The sequence below is a fragment of the Nocardioides koreensis genome (genome assembly GCF_039531775.1).
GTDB lineage: Bacteria > Actinomycetota > Actinomycetes > Propionibacteriales > Nocardioidaceae > Nocardioides > Nocardioides koreensis.
This window is the reverse complement of sequence record NZ_BAAAQR010000020.1, coordinates 1-13,782: the sequence shown is the minus strand read 5'-3', so window position 1 is coordinate 13,782 and position 13,782 is coordinate 1. Positions and strand designations below refer to the sequence as shown.

The window sequence follows — 13,782 nt, the reverse complement described above, 5'->3', positions numbered from 1 at the left end:
TCGACGACGGCGGACTGGGGAGATCGGTCAGTGCTGGAAGCCGTAGACGCCCTGCGCCTGGTCGCGGACGACCCGGCCGTCGTCCAGCTCGATCACGCGCTTGCGCATCTGGTCGACGATGCCGGCGTCGTGCGTGGCCATCAGCACGGTGGTGCCGGTGCGGTTGATCCGGTCGAGCAGCTTCATGATGCCCACGGACGTGGTCGGGTCGAGGTTTCCGGTGGGCTCGTCGGCGATGAGGATCTGGGGCCGGTTCACGAAGGCGCGGGCGATCGCCACGCGCTGCTGCTCACCACCGGAGAGCTCGTCGGGCATCCGGTCCCCCTTGCCCTCGAGGCCGACCAGCTCGAGCGTCTCCGGGACGGTGCTCGCGATCTCGGAGCGGGAGCCGCCGATGACCTGCAGCGCGAACGCGACGTTCTCGCTCACGGTCTTGTTGGGCAGCAGCCGGAAGTCCTGGAAGACCGTCCCGATCGAGCGGCGCAGCCGCGGCACCTTCCAGGCGGCGAGCCGGTTGATCTCCTTGCCCGCGACGTAGACGCGCCCAGAGGTGGGGCGGTACTCGCGCAGGATCAGGCGCAGGAACGTGGACTTGCCGGACCCCGAGGTCCCGACGAGGAAGACGAACTCGCCCTTGTCCACGTCGACCGTCACCTGGTCGAGGGCAGGGCTTCCCATGCCGGGATAGGTCTTGGTGACCTTCTCGAAACGAATCACGTTCCATGAGGGTAGTCGAGAAGCCTGAGAGCGCCGGGACCCCGTCGGACGGGCGTGGCCGGGCTCACGTCGCCTCCTCCACGACCCACCACGCGGCGTACGCCGGCAGCCACACCACGCCGTCGGCGCCGGCGGTGACCCGATGGCCGCCGAGGGCGTCGTACGGGGTCCCGAGCCCGGCCTCGTGCAGGCGGTGGATCGGGAACGGCCGCGGTGTGGGCGTCACGTTGTACAGGCAGACCATCGGGCCGCTCGCGTGGCTGCGGACCACGGCGAGGACACCCTCGTCGGTGTCGGTGAGGACCCGGGTCGGCGCCGACGCGTGCAGCTGCGGCAGCGCGGCGCGCACCCGGCTCAGGTGGGCGATCCCGCCGAAGACCTTGCCGGCCACGGTGTGCCGGTCGTGCCGCTGCTCCGCGCGGGCCCAGTCCAGGCGGGGTCGGTGCGCCCAGCGGTTGTCGTCCTCGTGGCCGGGCTCGGCGGCCCAGTCGGGATCGTTCGGCAGGCCGAGCTCGTCGCCGCTCCACACCACCGGCACGCCGCCCCAGCCGGCGATCACCGCGTGCGCCAGGAACATCCGCGCGAGGCCGCCGTCGGGGTCGCCGGCGACCCCCAGCAGCGACGCCGCGGTCCCGCTGATCCGCCGGTCACCGGTCTCGGGGTTGTGCTGGAAGACCAGCCCGTCGGCCCACGAGCCCGGGAACTCCCCGGCGTACCAGTCGGCCAGGAAGCGCCGGTGCGCGGGCCCGTCGAGCCCGACGTCGGCGGCGTCGCCGTCGTCGACGGCCCAGCCGATGTCGTCGTGGCAGCGCAGGTAGGTGATCCAGGTGGCCGTCGACGGCGTCGGCGGCAGCGCCGCGAGCGCGTGCCGGGCGAGCACCGTGCTGCCGGTGGCGAGCATCGACCAGACCTGGACCATCAGGCTGTTGTGGTAGGCGAGGTCGCTGATCCGGCCGGCGTGCCGGCCCAGCCCGAGGTACTGCACGAGGTCCCGGGGCCCGACGATCGCCTCGGCCTTGAAGGCCAGCGCCGGGGCTGCGAGCCGGGCCACCGAGCGCAGCGCCTGGACGATCGCGTGCACCTCGGGCTGGTTCTGGCAGCTCGTGCCGAGCCGCTTCCAGAGGAAGGCCACGGCATCGAGCCGCAGCACCTCCACGCCGAGGTTGGCGAGGGTGAGGACGATGTCGGCGAGCTCCAGCATCACCGCGGGGTTGCTCCAGTCGAGGTCCCACTGCCACTCGTTGAAGGTCGTCCAGACCCAGCCCCGCAGCTCGTCGTCCCAGGTGAAGCTGCCGGGCGCGAAGTCGGGGAAGACCTCGGGCAGGGTCGCCTCGAAGGCGTCCGGGACGGTCCGGTCGGGGTGCACGTGGAAGTAGGAGCGGTACGCCGGGTCCCCCGCGCGCGCCTTCGCGGCCCACTCGTGCTCGCGGGCGACGTGGTTGAGCACCAGGTCGACGACCAGGCTGATGCCCCGCTCGCGGAGGGTGGCGGCCAGGTCGCGCAGGTCGTCGGTGGTGCCGAGGTCGGCGCGGACCGACCGGTAGTCGGCGACGGCGTACCCGCCGTCGTTGTCGCCCTCGCGGGGCTGGAGCAGCGGCATCAGGTGCAGATAGGTCACCCCGAGGTCGGCGAGGTGGTCGAGGTGCGTGCCGATCCCGGCGAGGTCGCCGGCGAACCGCTCGGTGTAGCAGGCGTAGCCGAACATGCTCGGCTGCTGGAGCCAGTCGGGGCTCAGCAGCCGGCGCTGGTCGAGCCGGTGCAGCGCGGCCGGCCGGGCGGCGTACGCCCGCGCCGCCACCTCGACCAGGCCGCGGGCGACGTCCTCCGGCTCGGCGTACAGCTCCGCGAGGGCCACCCGGAGGTCGTCGGCCCAGCGGTCGACCCGGAGCGCGAACGCCTCCCGGCGCTCCTCACCGACGCCGGCGAGGTGCAGGGCCGCGGCGGCGTGGAGGTGGTCGGGCGTCTCCATCGGATGCATTCAAGCGCACCGCGGGCCGGCCGCCCAGAGCATGGCCGTATGTTGAGGACGTGCTCGCTCGACGTCCACGCCTCGCCGTCGCCCTGCTGCTGCCGCTGCTCCTCCTGACGGCCTGCACCGACGACGGGTCCGCGCCCACGACGGCCCCGTCCGCCCCGCCGACCCCGCTGGAGTCCCTCTCCACCCGCGACCTCGCGGTCGCCCGGGTGTCCTTCTGCCCGATGGTCCCGCCCGACGCGGTGAAGACGGCTCTCGGCGCCGAGCCGGCGGCCTCCACGGCCTACGACAACGGCGACCCGGCCTGGGTGACGCGCGAGGTCAAGGACGTGGCCCACGAGTACGGCTGCGTCTGGCGCGCCAAGGGCGGCGCCAGCGCCCGGGCGTGGGTCTTCGCGCCCCCGATCACGCGGGCGCGTGCCCAGGACCTGGTCCGGTCCTCGGTGCGGCGCGGGTGCGCGAAGGTGGCCGGTCCGGACTTCGGCGCGCCCTCGGTGACGACCCGGTGCCGGACGCCGAAGGGCGGTGTCCAGGAGGGCCACTTCGGGCTGTTCGGCGACGCGTGGCTCAGCTGCACCCTGGGTGCGCGGGCCAAGCAGGACCGGGCCGACCTCGCGGAGCGGGCCAGCCGCTGGTGCGCCGCCGTGGTGACCGCCGCCGGCTCCTGAACGGCGGGGCACCCTACCCAGATCTGGTCACCCGCGGCCCGATCCTCGGTGCCCTCTCCCCCTGCTCCGGACTCTGGTGAGCGGAGTGGAGGGAGAGGCCGATGGGACGTGCAGCCCGCTGGCACCGGCGACCGGGATGGGTCGCGCTGGCCACGTGCCTGGCGATCGCGGCGCTCGCCACGCTCGCGGACGTGCCCGCGGCCGCGCTGGGTGACCCCACGGCGTCCGAGCCCAGCTCGGGTCGGACCCTCTTCCGCGACCCCGTCTCGACCCGGACCGCGGTACGGATCGCCACCCAGCGGGCGACCCCGGTCCGCGCGCCCTTCCCGCTCGACCAGACCTTCGCCCTGCACAGCCTGCCGGGCTCCGCGCACACGATCTTCCTCGACTTCGACGGCGGCGTGGTCTCCGGCACGGCCTGGAACGAGCCCGACGTCGGGCTGGAGGCCCGCGCCTACAGCGGCTGGGTGATCGACGGCCAGGATCCCCTCGGCGCCACCGAGCTGGGCAGCATCCAGAGCGTCTGGCAACGGGTCGCCGAGGACTTCGCGCCGTTCGACGTCGACGTCACCACGCAGGATCCCGGCCCGGAGGCGCTGGACCGCACCGGACCGGACGACCCGTCGTACGGCACCCGGGTGCTGGTCACCTCCAGCAAGGCGGCGATGCGTGCCGCGTGCACCTACGTGTGCTCCGGGAGCGCCTGGTACGACGTCTTCGACCTGACGACCGGCCACGACTTCTACCAGCCCGCCCTCGTCTTCCCGCGGATGGTGGGCGACGACGTGAAGAACCTGGCCGAGGTGATCAGCCACGAGGTCGGGCACAACTTCGGGCTGCTCCACGACGGCAGCGCCACCGACGGCTACTACGGGGGCCACCGCAGCTGGGCGCCGATCATGGGTGCGGGCTTCGGCCGGCCGATCGTGCAGTGGAGCCGCGGCGACTACGCCGGTGCGAACAACCAGCAGGACGACCTGGCGATCATCGCCGCGAACGGCGCCCCGCTGCGTGACGACGAGGCCGGCGGCACGACCGAGGGTGCCGGCCCGCTGCCGGCCGGCCCGGCGTACATCACCGACGACGCGGACGTCGACGTCTACGCGCTCGGCTCCTGCACCGCACCGGTCACCCTGTCCGCGCGGCGGGCTCCGGCCTCGCCGGACCTGGACATCCGGCTCAGCCTGCTCCGAGCCGACGGGACGGTGGTGACGTCGGCCAACCCGCCCTCGCGGATGAAGACCCGCGACCGGGCGAGCGGGATGTCGGCGAGGGTCGAGGCCTCGGTGCCGGCCGGGAGCTACTTCGTGGCCGTCGAGGGGGTCGGCCGTCGCGGCCCCGTGGAGGGGTACGGCGGCTACGGCAGCGTGGGCTCCTACACCCTGCGCCAGACCGGCTGCCTCCCGGCAGCAGTCCCCGAGGGCGCGGCAGCCCGCTAGTTCGCGGCGGCCTTCTCGGCGCCGCGGCGCCAGCGGATCCCGGCCTCGAGGAAGCCGTCGAGGTCACCGTCGAACACCGCCGCCGGGTTGCCGACCTCGTAGCCGGTCCGCAGGTCCTTCACGATCTGGTAGGGGTTGAGCACGTAGTTGCGCATCTGGTCGCCCCACGAGGCCGCGACGTCGCCGCGCATCTCGTCGAGGTGCGCCTTCTCCTCGGCCTTCTTCAGCGCCAGCAGCTTGGCCTTGAGCACCACCATCGCGCTGGCCTTGTTCTGCAGCTGGCTCTTCTCGTTCTGGCAGCTGACGACCGTGCCGGTGGGGATGTGGGTCAGGCGGACCGCGGAGTCGGTGGTGTTGACCGACTGGCCGCCGGGGCCACCGGAGCGGTAGACGTCGACCCGAATCTCCTCGTCGGGGACGTCGATCTCGTCGGTCTGCTCCAGCACCGGCACGACCTCGACGGCCGCGAAGCTGGTCTGGCGGCGGCCCTGGTTGTCGAAGGGGCTGATCCGGACCAGGCGGTGGGTGCCGGCCTCGACGCTGAGCGTCCCGTAGGCGTACGGCGCGTGCACGGCGAAGGTGGCCGACTTCAGGCCGGCCTCCTCGGCGTAGGAGGTGTCGAACACCTCGACGGGGTACTTGTGCTGCTCGGCCCAGCGCGTGTACATCCGCAGCAGCATCTCGGCGAAGTCCGCGGCGTCGACGCCCCCGGCGCCCGAGCGGATGGTCACCAGCGCCTCGCGGGCGTCGTACTCACCGGAGAGCAGGGTGCGGACCTCGAGCGCCTCGACGGACTTCTTGATCCTGGCGAGCTCGGACTCGGCCTCGGCGAGCGAGTCGGCGTCGCCCTCCTCCTGGCCGAGCTCGACGAGCACACCGAGGTCCTCCACGCGGCTGCTCAGCGCGCTGAACCGGTCCAGCTCGCCCTGGAGCGCGGAGAGGCGGCCGGTGACCCGGGTGGCGTTGTCCTGGTCGTCCCACAGGTCGGGCGCGGCGACCTGCTCACCCAGGTCGGCGATCTCCGTGCGCATGGCGTCCACGTCGAGCACCTGCTCGATGGTGCGCATCGTCGCCTGGAGCTGCTTGATCTCGGTGTCGAAGTCGGGGCCTGCCACAAGGAGCGAGCCTACCGGCACGCGGGTGGTCAGCCCGAACCGGCGGAGCCGCGGACCTCAGGCGGCGCGCCCGAAGACCTGCGAGACGTACCAGCGGCCGTCGTCCCCCTTGCGGGCGACGACCGCCATCCGGCGGTAGCGCCGCTCGAGGATGTTGGCCCGATGGGCCTTGGACTTCATCCAGCCGTCGTTCACCACGGACCTCCCCGAGGGGAAGCCGGCGGCGACGTTCTCCCCCACCAGGCGCATCGCGCACTTCTTCAGGATCGGCTGCAGGTCCTGGTGGAAGACCTCCTCGCGGGTGGCCATCCGCACCGCCTGCTTCCTGGCGAAGCCACGCAGGCAGTCACCCTTCCGCAGCCGCACCCGGTCGTGCTTCACCCGCTGGTGGTTGGTGGTCCGGAAGGCCGCCCGCGCGTAGGACCCGGCCGTGGTGTCGGCCAGGGCCGCGGGCGCGGGGAGCAGCGAGAGGAGGATGAGCGCGGCGAGGGCCACGGCGTACGCCGACGCGAGTCGCATGACGAGTCTCCCTGGGTCCGAGAGTTCCGGGATCGTCGCGATCTTAGTGGACCCGGTACTCAGTTCCCCCAGGGTCCGGGGCTGACGAAGCGGGTGAAGGGCAGCCCGGAGTACAGCACGCGCGCCTGCTCGAGGCCGGACCGGCCGTGCCGCTCCGGCCAGGCGCTCGACAGGACGTCGAGGTCCAGCCGGGATCCGCTGATCGTGTAGCGCAGCTTCACGCCCGGCCTCGAGGTGAAGTGTCGGTTGAGGACGACCTCGTCCCGGTGGTGGGTGATGGAACCCCAGGCCAGTGACCGGAGGTAGGGCTCCGCATCGGTCCCGAGCGACAGGTTGTGGCCGTTGACGCCGGCTGCCGAGAACGTGAGCCGGGGACGGCCCTCGAAGGGGCGGGACACCCACCAGGCCAGCACGCCCTCGCGTCCCGTGGCGACCAGGAGCTCACGGACCTCGGCCTGCGACAGGTGCCTGGTGCGCCAGTGCCCGTCGATCGCGGCGGTCGGGTAGAAGTCTCCTCCGGCGACGCTGGTGTCGTCGGTCCGCGTCACCGGCGGGGCGGGCTGCGGCTCGTGAGTCCCGGCTCCACCCTGGGCGGCGGCGATGCCGCCGACCACCGCGACCACGAGGAGGGCGGCACCCGCGACCCCCGCCCGCCGCCGCAGCAACGTGCTCCGGGCCTGCTTGGCCCCGGGTTCGGTCACGGCACGCTCGATCTCCAGCACGAAGGTGTCGAAGGCCCGGTCCAGGTCCGTGTCAGGCATGGCGGACCTCCTTCCCGTTGTCGGTGGACTCGGAGAGCTGGGCGGCGAGCGCCCAGCGCCCACGGGCGAGCCGCGCCTTGATGGTGCCTTCGGGGGCCTCCTCCATGCGCGCGATCTCGGCGACGGGGAGGTCGGCGATGTGGTGCAGCACCACGGCCCGGCGGGTCTCCTCGGTGAGGCTCCGCAGCGCGCGGACCAGCTCGACCGTCGTCAGGTCCGGCGGGTCCGCGGCCCGCGGCGGCCCGGACCGGCGCAGGTAGCGCCGGGCGGTCTGCCGGCGGCGCACCCGGGTGATCGACTGGTTCACGGCGACGTGGCGCACCCACGCCGCCGGGTCGTCGTACCCGCTGATGTCGCGCCAGTGCCGCCAGGCCTGGACGTAGGCCTCCTGGGCGGCGTCCTCGGCCTCGCGGAGGTCACCGACGACGGCGTAGGCGCAGGCCACGGTGCGTCCGAACGTCGCCTCGTAGAAGGCAGTGAAGTCGCTGGCCCTCCTCGACGCCATGCCGACCTCCGCTGGTCCTGGCCGCCCTGCCGGCAACCGCTTGAACCAGACACGCGCGAGCAGTGACCCGGGTTGCCGTTCCTCCCAGAATCCTCCAGGAGTCCGCCGGGCGCATCGCCCGCGGTGGGGAGGCCACGCGGTCGACGGCGTCAGCCGGGGTCCACCTCGACCACGGCCGAGCCGGTCGCCCCGACGGACGCGGTGCCCGGCGCGCCGGGCACCGTCAACGGCAGGTCGAGCGGGGCGTGGACGGTGACGGTGACCCGGTGCGCGGTGCCGTCGACCCCCACGTCGAAGGTGAGGCCGGGGTACTTCCGGTAGGCCCCGATGTCGCCGAGGTAGGCGTGCACGGCGGCGCGCACCGCGGCCGGCGTGAGCGCGAGGTCCCGGTCGGGGAGCCCACCGGTGTAGGTCTCCTCCCCCGTCGCGCCGAGGTCGGCGCCGCGCAGGGCCGCGCCGTCCGCGACGGTGTCGAGGCCCTGCCGCTGGAGGTACGCCGCGGACGCGTCGGTCACCAGGGCGACGACCATGGCGAGCACGATCGCGAAGCCGATGATCATCACGGTCGCCTGGCCGTGCTCGTCCGGGCGGGTCCTCACCGGACCCCCTGGAACTGGCCGATCGGGACGGTGTGGCTCGCGTCGAGGGCGAAGCTCGGCGCGTCACCGCCCAGCACCTGCGGCATCAGCGGCAGGTCCACCCGGGAGTGGACGCTGACGGTGATGACCGAGGTGCCGCTGTGGCAGTCGTGCGGGAAGGGCCGGCAGGACACCTCGAGATCCAACGGCGCCCGGTCGAGTCCCTGGTCCGCGAGCGCCTGCCGGGCGGCGGCCTCAGCGCGGGCCCGCCCCTCGGCGTCGGTGGGGGCCAGCGCGTAGGCGCGCCCGGCGGCGCGCGCCGCGGCACTGACCCCGAACGCACCCCGCTGCACCTCGAAGACGGACAGCACGATCCACAGCATCGGCACCATCAGCAGGATGCCGAGCCAGGTCAGCTCGACCAGGGCACTGCCCCGCTCGTCGGGACCCCGCCGCCTCATCGTTCCTCCTCGACGGCGTGGCCGGACACCTCGAGCTCGACCGCGGGGCCGCCGATGCCGAGCGCCGGGACGCGGGCGTGGACGACAACCTCGACGCCGGGCGCGCCGTCGACGACCACCCGGCGTACGTCGACGTCGCGGGCGAAGCGACCCGAGACGGCGTCGTCGATCTGGTCACGCGTGCGCGCCTGCCCGTCGGCGAGGTCGCCGTCCCGGGTGGCGGCGTACCGCGCACCCTCCGACGCGGCCGCGGCGAGAGTGTTGCGGACGAAGAGCACCAGCCCGACCTGGAGGATGCCGAGGAAGAGCGGGACGAGCACGACCAGCACCAGCACGAAGTCCACGACCGCGGAGCCGCGCTGGCCGCGCGTCCGACGCACGTGCATCGCTCGTCAGTTGTGCACGGAGGCGAGCGCCTCGCGGAGCATGGAGCTGAGCTGGCCCTTGGCCACACCCCAGATCGCCATCACCAGCCCGGCCGTCATGACGGTGATGAGCACCCAGCCGGGGACGTCGCCCCGCTCGTCACGGGGTCTGGGCAGGGTCAGCAGGACGTAGAGCCTCGTCATCGCCTGCGAGAGGTGTTCCATCGTGTGCGTCCTTTCCGGGAAGCCAGCGGGTCAGGGTGTGGTCAGGTGGAGGCCGATGACGCCGGGCCAGAAGGCGAAGAGGATGGTGACCGGGAGGACCAGGAAGACGACGGGCACCATCATCAGGACCTCCTTGCGGGCGGCGACCTCGATCAGCTCCCGCCGTCCGGCCTCGCGCACGTCGGCGGCCTGGGCGTGCAGCACCTCGGCGAGCGGGGTGCCGCGCTCCACCGCCACGGCGACCCCCTGGGCGAAGCGGGCCACCAGCGGCAGACCGGTCGCCGCGGCCATCCGGTCGAACGCCGCCCCGACGGGCTCACCGGTGCGCACTGCCGCCAGCACCCGGCCGAGGTCGGAGGAGAGCGCGCCACCGCTGCGCTGGACGACCCGGTCGAGGGCCGCCACCGGGCCCTCGCCGGCGGCCACCGCGAGGGCCAGCAGCTCGGCCACGGTCGGGAACTCGGCGAGGATCTGTCGCTCGCGCTGCTTGACCTGGTTCGAGAGGTGGGTGTCGCGGGCCAGCACGCCGAGCACGAACGCGACCATGCAGAGCAGCAGCGAGGTCACCGCGCCACCCGGGTCGGCGAGGGCGCGCAGGACGGCGTACGCCGCGGCGACCGCGAACGCGGCGGTCCCCCACAGCACCTGCTCGACCCGGAACTCGTGCACGGTCTTGTCGAGGTCGGCCCGCGCCAGCCTGCGACGCACCGACGCGGCCCCGCCCAGCACCCGCTCGACGGTGTCCGCGGCGGAGCGCAGCACCGGCCCGAAGACTCCCGCGGCGGCGGAGGTCGGCGAGGCGGAGACGCCCCGCAGCCCGGGGGTGCGGCCGACCTGGGGCAGGTCGCGGACGTAGGGCAGCACGCGCACCGCGATCTGGGTCCGGCGCAGCGCCAGCACCCTGCTGACGACCAGCAGCAGCCCACCCGCCAGGACCGCGCCGAGGAACGCGCCGCACACCCCGGGCGTCACGAGAGGATCCGCCGCTCGGTCGGGAGCCGGCCCAGGCGCATCATCAGCCGGTAGGACACCACACACGCGGCCGCGCCGAACACCAGGACGGCCACGCCGCCGGGCGAGGCGTAGCGGTGGATGACCTCGGACTGGAAGGACATGAACAGCAGCACCAGCCACGGTGACGCCACCGCCAGGCGCGCGCCGTTGACCGTCCACGCCTGCCGCGACTCCATCTCGGACCGGGTGCGGGCCTCGTCGCGCAGGTAGCCGGACAGGTTGCGCAGCAGCCGGCCGAGCTCACCGCCGCCCACCTCGCGGGCGATCCGCAGGCCCTCGACGACCCGGTCGCCGACCGGGTCGGCCAGGCGTTCCTTGAGCCGGTCCAGGCACTCGCCGAACCGACCGGTCACCTGGTAGTCGAGGGCGAACTCGTCGAAGGCGCCGCGCAAGGGCTCGGGACCGCGGACACCGAGCGCGGCGAGCGCGTCCGGGAGGGACATGCCCGCGCGGACCGCGGAGGCGAGGTTGTCGACCGCCTCGGGCCACACCTCGGCGAACTCCCGCTGGCGGTGCCGGGCCCGCGAGGACACGACGGTCACCGGCAGCCAGGCCCCCATCACCCCGAACGCGATCGCGACCGGCGGGGTGCCGGAGACCACCTGGATCACCACGGTGGCGACGAGGCCGAGGCTCAGGCACAGGATCACGAATCCCGTGACCGAGACCTGGCCCAGCCCGGCCCGGGCGAGCAGCCGCGCAAGCCACCCTGCCGACCGGCCGGTGCTGCGAGCCGACCTGGGCAGGAAGAACGCCGACCAGACCAGCATCAGCCCGAGGCCGAGCCCGAGCCCGACCAGCGCCCCCATCAGTGGGCCCCGTTGAGGATCCGGTGCACGTCGATCCCGACGCGCTCGTAGAGCTCCGGGCGGGGCGGCATGCCGTTGGCCCAGCGCAGCTCCCCGCCCGCGCGCCGGAAGATCGGCTCGGTCTCGATCACGTCGTTCTCGGCCCGCCCGGGCACACCCACGATCTCGTTGACCCGGCGTACGCCGTGGTGGTCGATGCCGAGGTGGACCACCAGGTCGACCGAGGACGCCACGGTGGGCACCACGAAGCGGGCCGAGATGTTCTCGCCGGCCAGCAGCGGCAGCGTGCACATCTTCACCAGGGCCTCACGGGCGCTGTTGGCGTGGATCGTGCACATGCCGGGGAGCCCGGCGTTCAGCGCGAGCAGGAGGTCCAGGCACTCCTCGGAGCGCACCTCACCGACGATGATCCGGCTCGGGCGCATCCGCAGGCTCTCCTTCACCAGGTCCCGCAGCCGGATCTCGCCGGTGCCCTCGAGGCCGGACTGCCGGGTCTGGAGCGGCACCCAGTCCGGGTGCGGGAACCGCAGCTCGAACACCTCCTCGGCGGAGATGACCCGCTCGCCGCCGGGGATGGCCGCGGCCAGGCAGTTCAGCATGGTGGTCTTGCCCGCCTGGGTCCCGCCGGCGACGAGCACGTTGAGGCCGGCCCGGACCGAGGCCTCGAGGAAGGCGGCCGAGGGCGGGGTGAGGCTCCCGAGCTCCACGAGGTCGTGCAGCCGGGCAGCGCGCAGCACGAACTTGCGGATGTTGACCGCGGAGAAGCCCCGGCTGATGCCCTCGAGCACCACGTGCAGCCGATGGCCCTGTGGCAGCATGGCGTCGACGAAGGGCTGGCTGATGTCGATCCGCCGGCCGCTCGACTTGAGCATCCGCTCGACCAGCTCCTGGACCTGCGCAGTGCTCAGCATCAGGTTGGTGAGCTCGTGCCGCCCGTTGCGGGCCACGAAGACCCTGCTCGGGTCGTTGATCCAGATCTCCTCGACGCTCGGGTCGTCCAGGAACGGCTGCAGCGGCCCGAAGCCGGAGACCCGGGCGACCAGCTCGCCCACCACGGCCTCGACGTCGGGGACCGGCGCCACCACCCCGGTCAGGCTGCGCTCGTCGTGCTCGCGCACCACGCGGTCGGCGATCCGCCGCACGAGCTCGGCGTCGCGCTGAGGGTCCACACCCTCCCGACGCACCAGCTCGCGCACGTGCTGGTCGAGCAGCTCGAGCAGCTCACCGTGCGCGTCCGACGCGGTCGCCACCATCGCTGACCCCCGTCCCGAGTGACCTTGCCTGACCCTAGGGCCAACGGCCTCCTACCCGGCAGGGTCACGAGCCAATCTGTGGACAAGGCAAAGAAATGGGATCGCGGTCCGGACGAGAAATCTTGGGGACGGGGGGTTGCGGGCACCCCCGCGGTTGGTCGAAAATCCGAGTCGTCAGCGGGGGCTGTACGAGTGGAGGGTCCCGTTGGCTGTCGAAGCACCGTTGCCGCACGACTCCGACTACGAGCTCGTCGGCGGGAGACCAGCGGTGGAGGCCCTCGTCGATCGCCTCTACCAGCTCGTCCTCGACGACGAACGGCTCGCCGGCCACTTCGAGGGCGCCGACCTCGCGCAGCTCAAGAGCCACCAGGTCCAGATGGTGACGCAGCTGCTCGGCGGGCCCGCGACCTTCGACCGCCGGAACCTCCGTCTGGCGTACGCACGGATGGGTCTCGCGCGTGCCGACCACGAGAACGTCTGGTCCTACCTCGTCCAGGTCCTGGTCGAGGCCGGCATGAAGCCGGCGATCATCGGACGGGTGCGCGACGCGCTGGCCGACCTGGGTCGGAGCTTCGTGTCCCTGGGTGCGATGCCGACGTGACCGCCGGGGATCGGAACACCACGCACCTGTCACCGGCCAGCATCCGCAGCGAGGTCTTCGGCCACCGGATGCGCGGGCTGGACGAGGACGAGGTCCGCGAGTACCTCGAGCTCCTGGCCGACCAGGTCGAGGACATGCAGTCCGAGCTCGCACGTCGGCGTGCCGAGGTCGAGCAGCTCCGGGCGGAGAACCGCGGACTCCGGCAGGAGTCGGAGCGGGCGCCGGCGACCCCGCAGACGGTGGCGCTGATCAACCAGGCCCAGCAGGTCGCCGACCAGGTCGTCGAGCAGGCCGTGCTCCACGCCCGCGAGCTGATGGTGTCCGCCCGCAACCAGCAGCGCGACATCCTCCGGAGCGCCTACACGGCGGCCGAGGAGGCAGCCCGGCGCACCGGGACGCCGCGGCCGCAGGTGCCTCCGCCGAGGGCCGCCGCGAAGGCCTGGGACGTCCGCACCACCGACCGGGTGACCAGGGCCGAGCTGCGCTCCGTCGTCGACGCGCTGACCGGGCAGTGGGACGGCGGCAGCAGCGAGAGCGAGAAGGCCAGCATCTACGACCAGGTGTGGAGCATCCGGGGGCGCACGCGCGACTAGCGCACGACCGGGCCACCCGGGCCCGCGTCCGGGGGCCCTGACGACGAGGGCACTTCGGCCCTAGGTGTTCTGTCCACGCAGGTTGGGCACGAGCTGGATGGGTGACTTGCCGCGGAGTGCGGTGTGGCCGCGGTGGTGATTGTAGGTGTGCAGCCAGGCGGGGTAGGCGGCTGCGCGTTCGGTT

General features: G+C 73.1%; 17 protein-coding genes and 1 pseudogene. 4 read left to right on the top strand and 14 right to left on the bottom strand.

All coding sequences use genetic code 11. The features are described from left to right. Nucleotides 1-27: 27 nt before the first annotated feature. Both ftsE and ABD268_RS22455 read right to left on the bottom strand, forming a co-directional pair. Nucleotides 28-717 carry a cell division ATP-binding protein FtsE gene (gene ftsE, locus ABD268_RS22460; RefSeq protein ID WP_344158095.1) on the bottom strand — a complete coding sequence of 230 codons (690 nt, stop codon included), beginning with the start codon at nucleotides 715-717 and terminating at the stop codon, nucleotides 28-30. A gap of 64 nt (nucleotides 718-781) precedes the next feature. Then, on the bottom strand, nucleotides 782-2,686 hold the full coding sequence (locus ABD268_RS22455; RefSeq protein ID WP_344158092.1) for an alpha-amylase family protein: 1,905 nt from the start codon (nucleotides 2,684-2,686) through the stop codon (nucleotides 782-784). Between the two features lie 59 nt (nucleotides 2,687-2,745). Between ABD268_RS22455 and ABD268_RS22450 the strand changes: the two genes are divergently transcribed. Together ABD268_RS22450 and ABD268_RS22445 are read left to right on the top strand one after the other, a co-directional pair. Continuing rightward, a complete protein-coding gene (locus ABD268_RS22450) occupies nucleotides 2,746-3,360 on the top strand; it encodes a hypothetical protein (protein ID WP_344158089.1) in 615 nt (204 codons plus the stop codon). Nucleotides 3,361-3,461: 101 nt separating this feature from the next. Continuing rightward, entirely contained in the window at nucleotides 3,462-4,799 is a 1,338-nt protein-coding gene (locus ABD268_RS22445) for a zinc metalloprotease (protein ID WP_344158086.1), read from the top strand. Here ABD268_RS22445 and prfB read toward each other — a convergent pair. From prfB to ABD268_RS22390, 11 genes are all read right to left on the bottom strand, one after another. Then, a complete protein-coding gene (gene prfB, locus ABD268_RS22440) occupies nucleotides 4,796-5,914 on the bottom strand; it encodes a peptide chain release factor 2 (protein WP_344158083.1) in 1,119 nt (372 codons plus the stop codon). The two genes, ABD268_RS22445 and prfB, sit on opposite strands and share 4 nt — an antisense overlap. 57 nt (nucleotides 5,915-5,971) lie before the next feature. Then, nucleotides 5,972-6,433, bottom strand: coding sequence for a CAP domain-containing protein (locus ABD268_RS22435; protein ID WP_344158080.1), 462 nt, complete (start codon nucleotides 6,431-6,433; stop codon nucleotides 5,972-5,974). 59 nt (nucleotides 6,434-6,492) lie between these two features. Continuing rightward, nucleotides 6,493-7,194, bottom strand: coding sequence for a hypothetical protein (locus tag ABD268_RS22430; RefSeq protein WP_344158077.1), 702 nt, complete (start codon nucleotides 7,192-7,194; stop codon nucleotides 6,493-6,495). After that, nucleotides 7,187-7,699, bottom strand: a complete 513-nt coding sequence (locus ABD268_RS22425; RefSeq protein WP_344158074.1) for a sigma-70 family RNA polymerase sigma factor — start codon at nucleotides 7,697-7,699, stop codon at nucleotides 7,187-7,189. Before ABD268_RS22425 ends, ABD268_RS22430 begins: the two co-directional genes overlap by 8 nt. Before the next feature lie 149 nt (nucleotides 7,700-7,848). Then, nucleotides 7,849-8,298: a Tad domain-containing protein gene (locus ABD268_RS22420; RefSeq protein ID WP_344158071.1), complete on the bottom strand. Its 450-nt coding sequence runs from the start codon at nucleotides 8,296-8,298 to the stop codon at nucleotides 7,849-7,851. Continuing rightward, nucleotides 8,295-8,738 (bottom strand): hypothetical protein, encoded by a 444-nt coding sequence (locus ABD268_RS22415; RefSeq protein WP_344158068.1) that lies wholly within the window; start codon nucleotides 8,736-8,738, stop codon nucleotides 8,295-8,297. The genes ABD268_RS22420 and ABD268_RS22415 overlap by 4 nt, the downstream gene beginning before the upstream one ends. After that, nucleotides 8,735-9,118, bottom strand: a complete 384-nt coding sequence (locus tag ABD268_RS22410) for a TadE/TadG family type IV pilus assembly protein (RefSeq protein WP_344158065.1) — start codon at nucleotides 9,116-9,118, stop codon at nucleotides 8,735-8,737. Before ABD268_RS22410 ends, ABD268_RS22415 begins: the two co-directional genes overlap by 4 nt. Nucleotides 9,119-9,130: 12 nt before the next feature. Then, nucleotides 9,131-9,328: a hypothetical protein gene (locus tag ABD268_RS22405; protein WP_344158062.1), complete on the bottom strand. Its 198-nt coding sequence runs from the start codon at nucleotides 9,326-9,328 to the stop codon at nucleotides 9,131-9,133. Nucleotides 9,329-9,358: 30 nt separating this feature from the next. After that, on the bottom strand, nucleotides 9,359-10,300 hold the full coding sequence (locus ABD268_RS22400; protein ID WP_344158059.1) for a type II secretion system F family protein: 942 nt from the start codon (nucleotides 10,298-10,300) through the stop codon (nucleotides 9,359-9,361). Then, the gene (locus ABD268_RS22395; protein WP_344158056.1) at nucleotides 10,297-11,151 is read right to left on the bottom strand and encodes a type II secretion system F family protein; all 855 of its coding nucleotides are present in this window, start codon (nucleotides 11,149-11,151) and stop codon (nucleotides 10,297-10,299) included. The genes ABD268_RS22400 and ABD268_RS22395 overlap by 4 nt, the downstream gene beginning before the upstream one ends. Beyond that, nucleotides 11,151-12,404 (bottom strand): TadA family conjugal transfer-associated ATPase, encoded by a 1,254-nt coding sequence (locus ABD268_RS22390; RefSeq protein ID WP_344158053.1) that lies wholly within the window; start codon nucleotides 12,402-12,404, stop codon nucleotides 11,151-11,153. The genes ABD268_RS22395 and ABD268_RS22390 overlap by 1 nt, the downstream gene beginning before the upstream one ends. A gap of 205 nt (nucleotides 12,405-12,609) precedes the next feature. Between ABD268_RS22390 and ABD268_RS22385 the strand changes: the two genes are divergently transcribed. Together ABD268_RS22385 and ABD268_RS22380 are read left to right on the top strand one after the other, a co-directional pair. Next, nucleotides 12,610-13,005, top strand: a complete 396-nt coding sequence (locus ABD268_RS22385) for a group I truncated hemoglobin (RefSeq protein ID WP_344158050.1) — start codon at nucleotides 12,610-12,612, stop codon at nucleotides 13,003-13,005. Further along, nucleotides 13,002-13,598: a DivIVA domain-containing protein gene (locus ABD268_RS22380; protein ID WP_344158047.1), complete on the top strand. Its 597-nt coding sequence runs from the start codon at nucleotides 13,002-13,004 to the stop codon at nucleotides 13,596-13,598. Before ABD268_RS22385 ends, ABD268_RS22380 begins: the two co-directional genes overlap by 4 nt. A gap of 60 nt (nucleotides 13,599-13,658) precedes the next feature. On the opposite strand, the pseudogene ABD268_RS22375 reads toward ABD268_RS22380, so the two are convergent. Further along, nucleotides 13,659-13,782, bottom strand: a pseudogene (locus tag ABD268_RS22375) (IS481 family transposase); the annotation flags it as partial.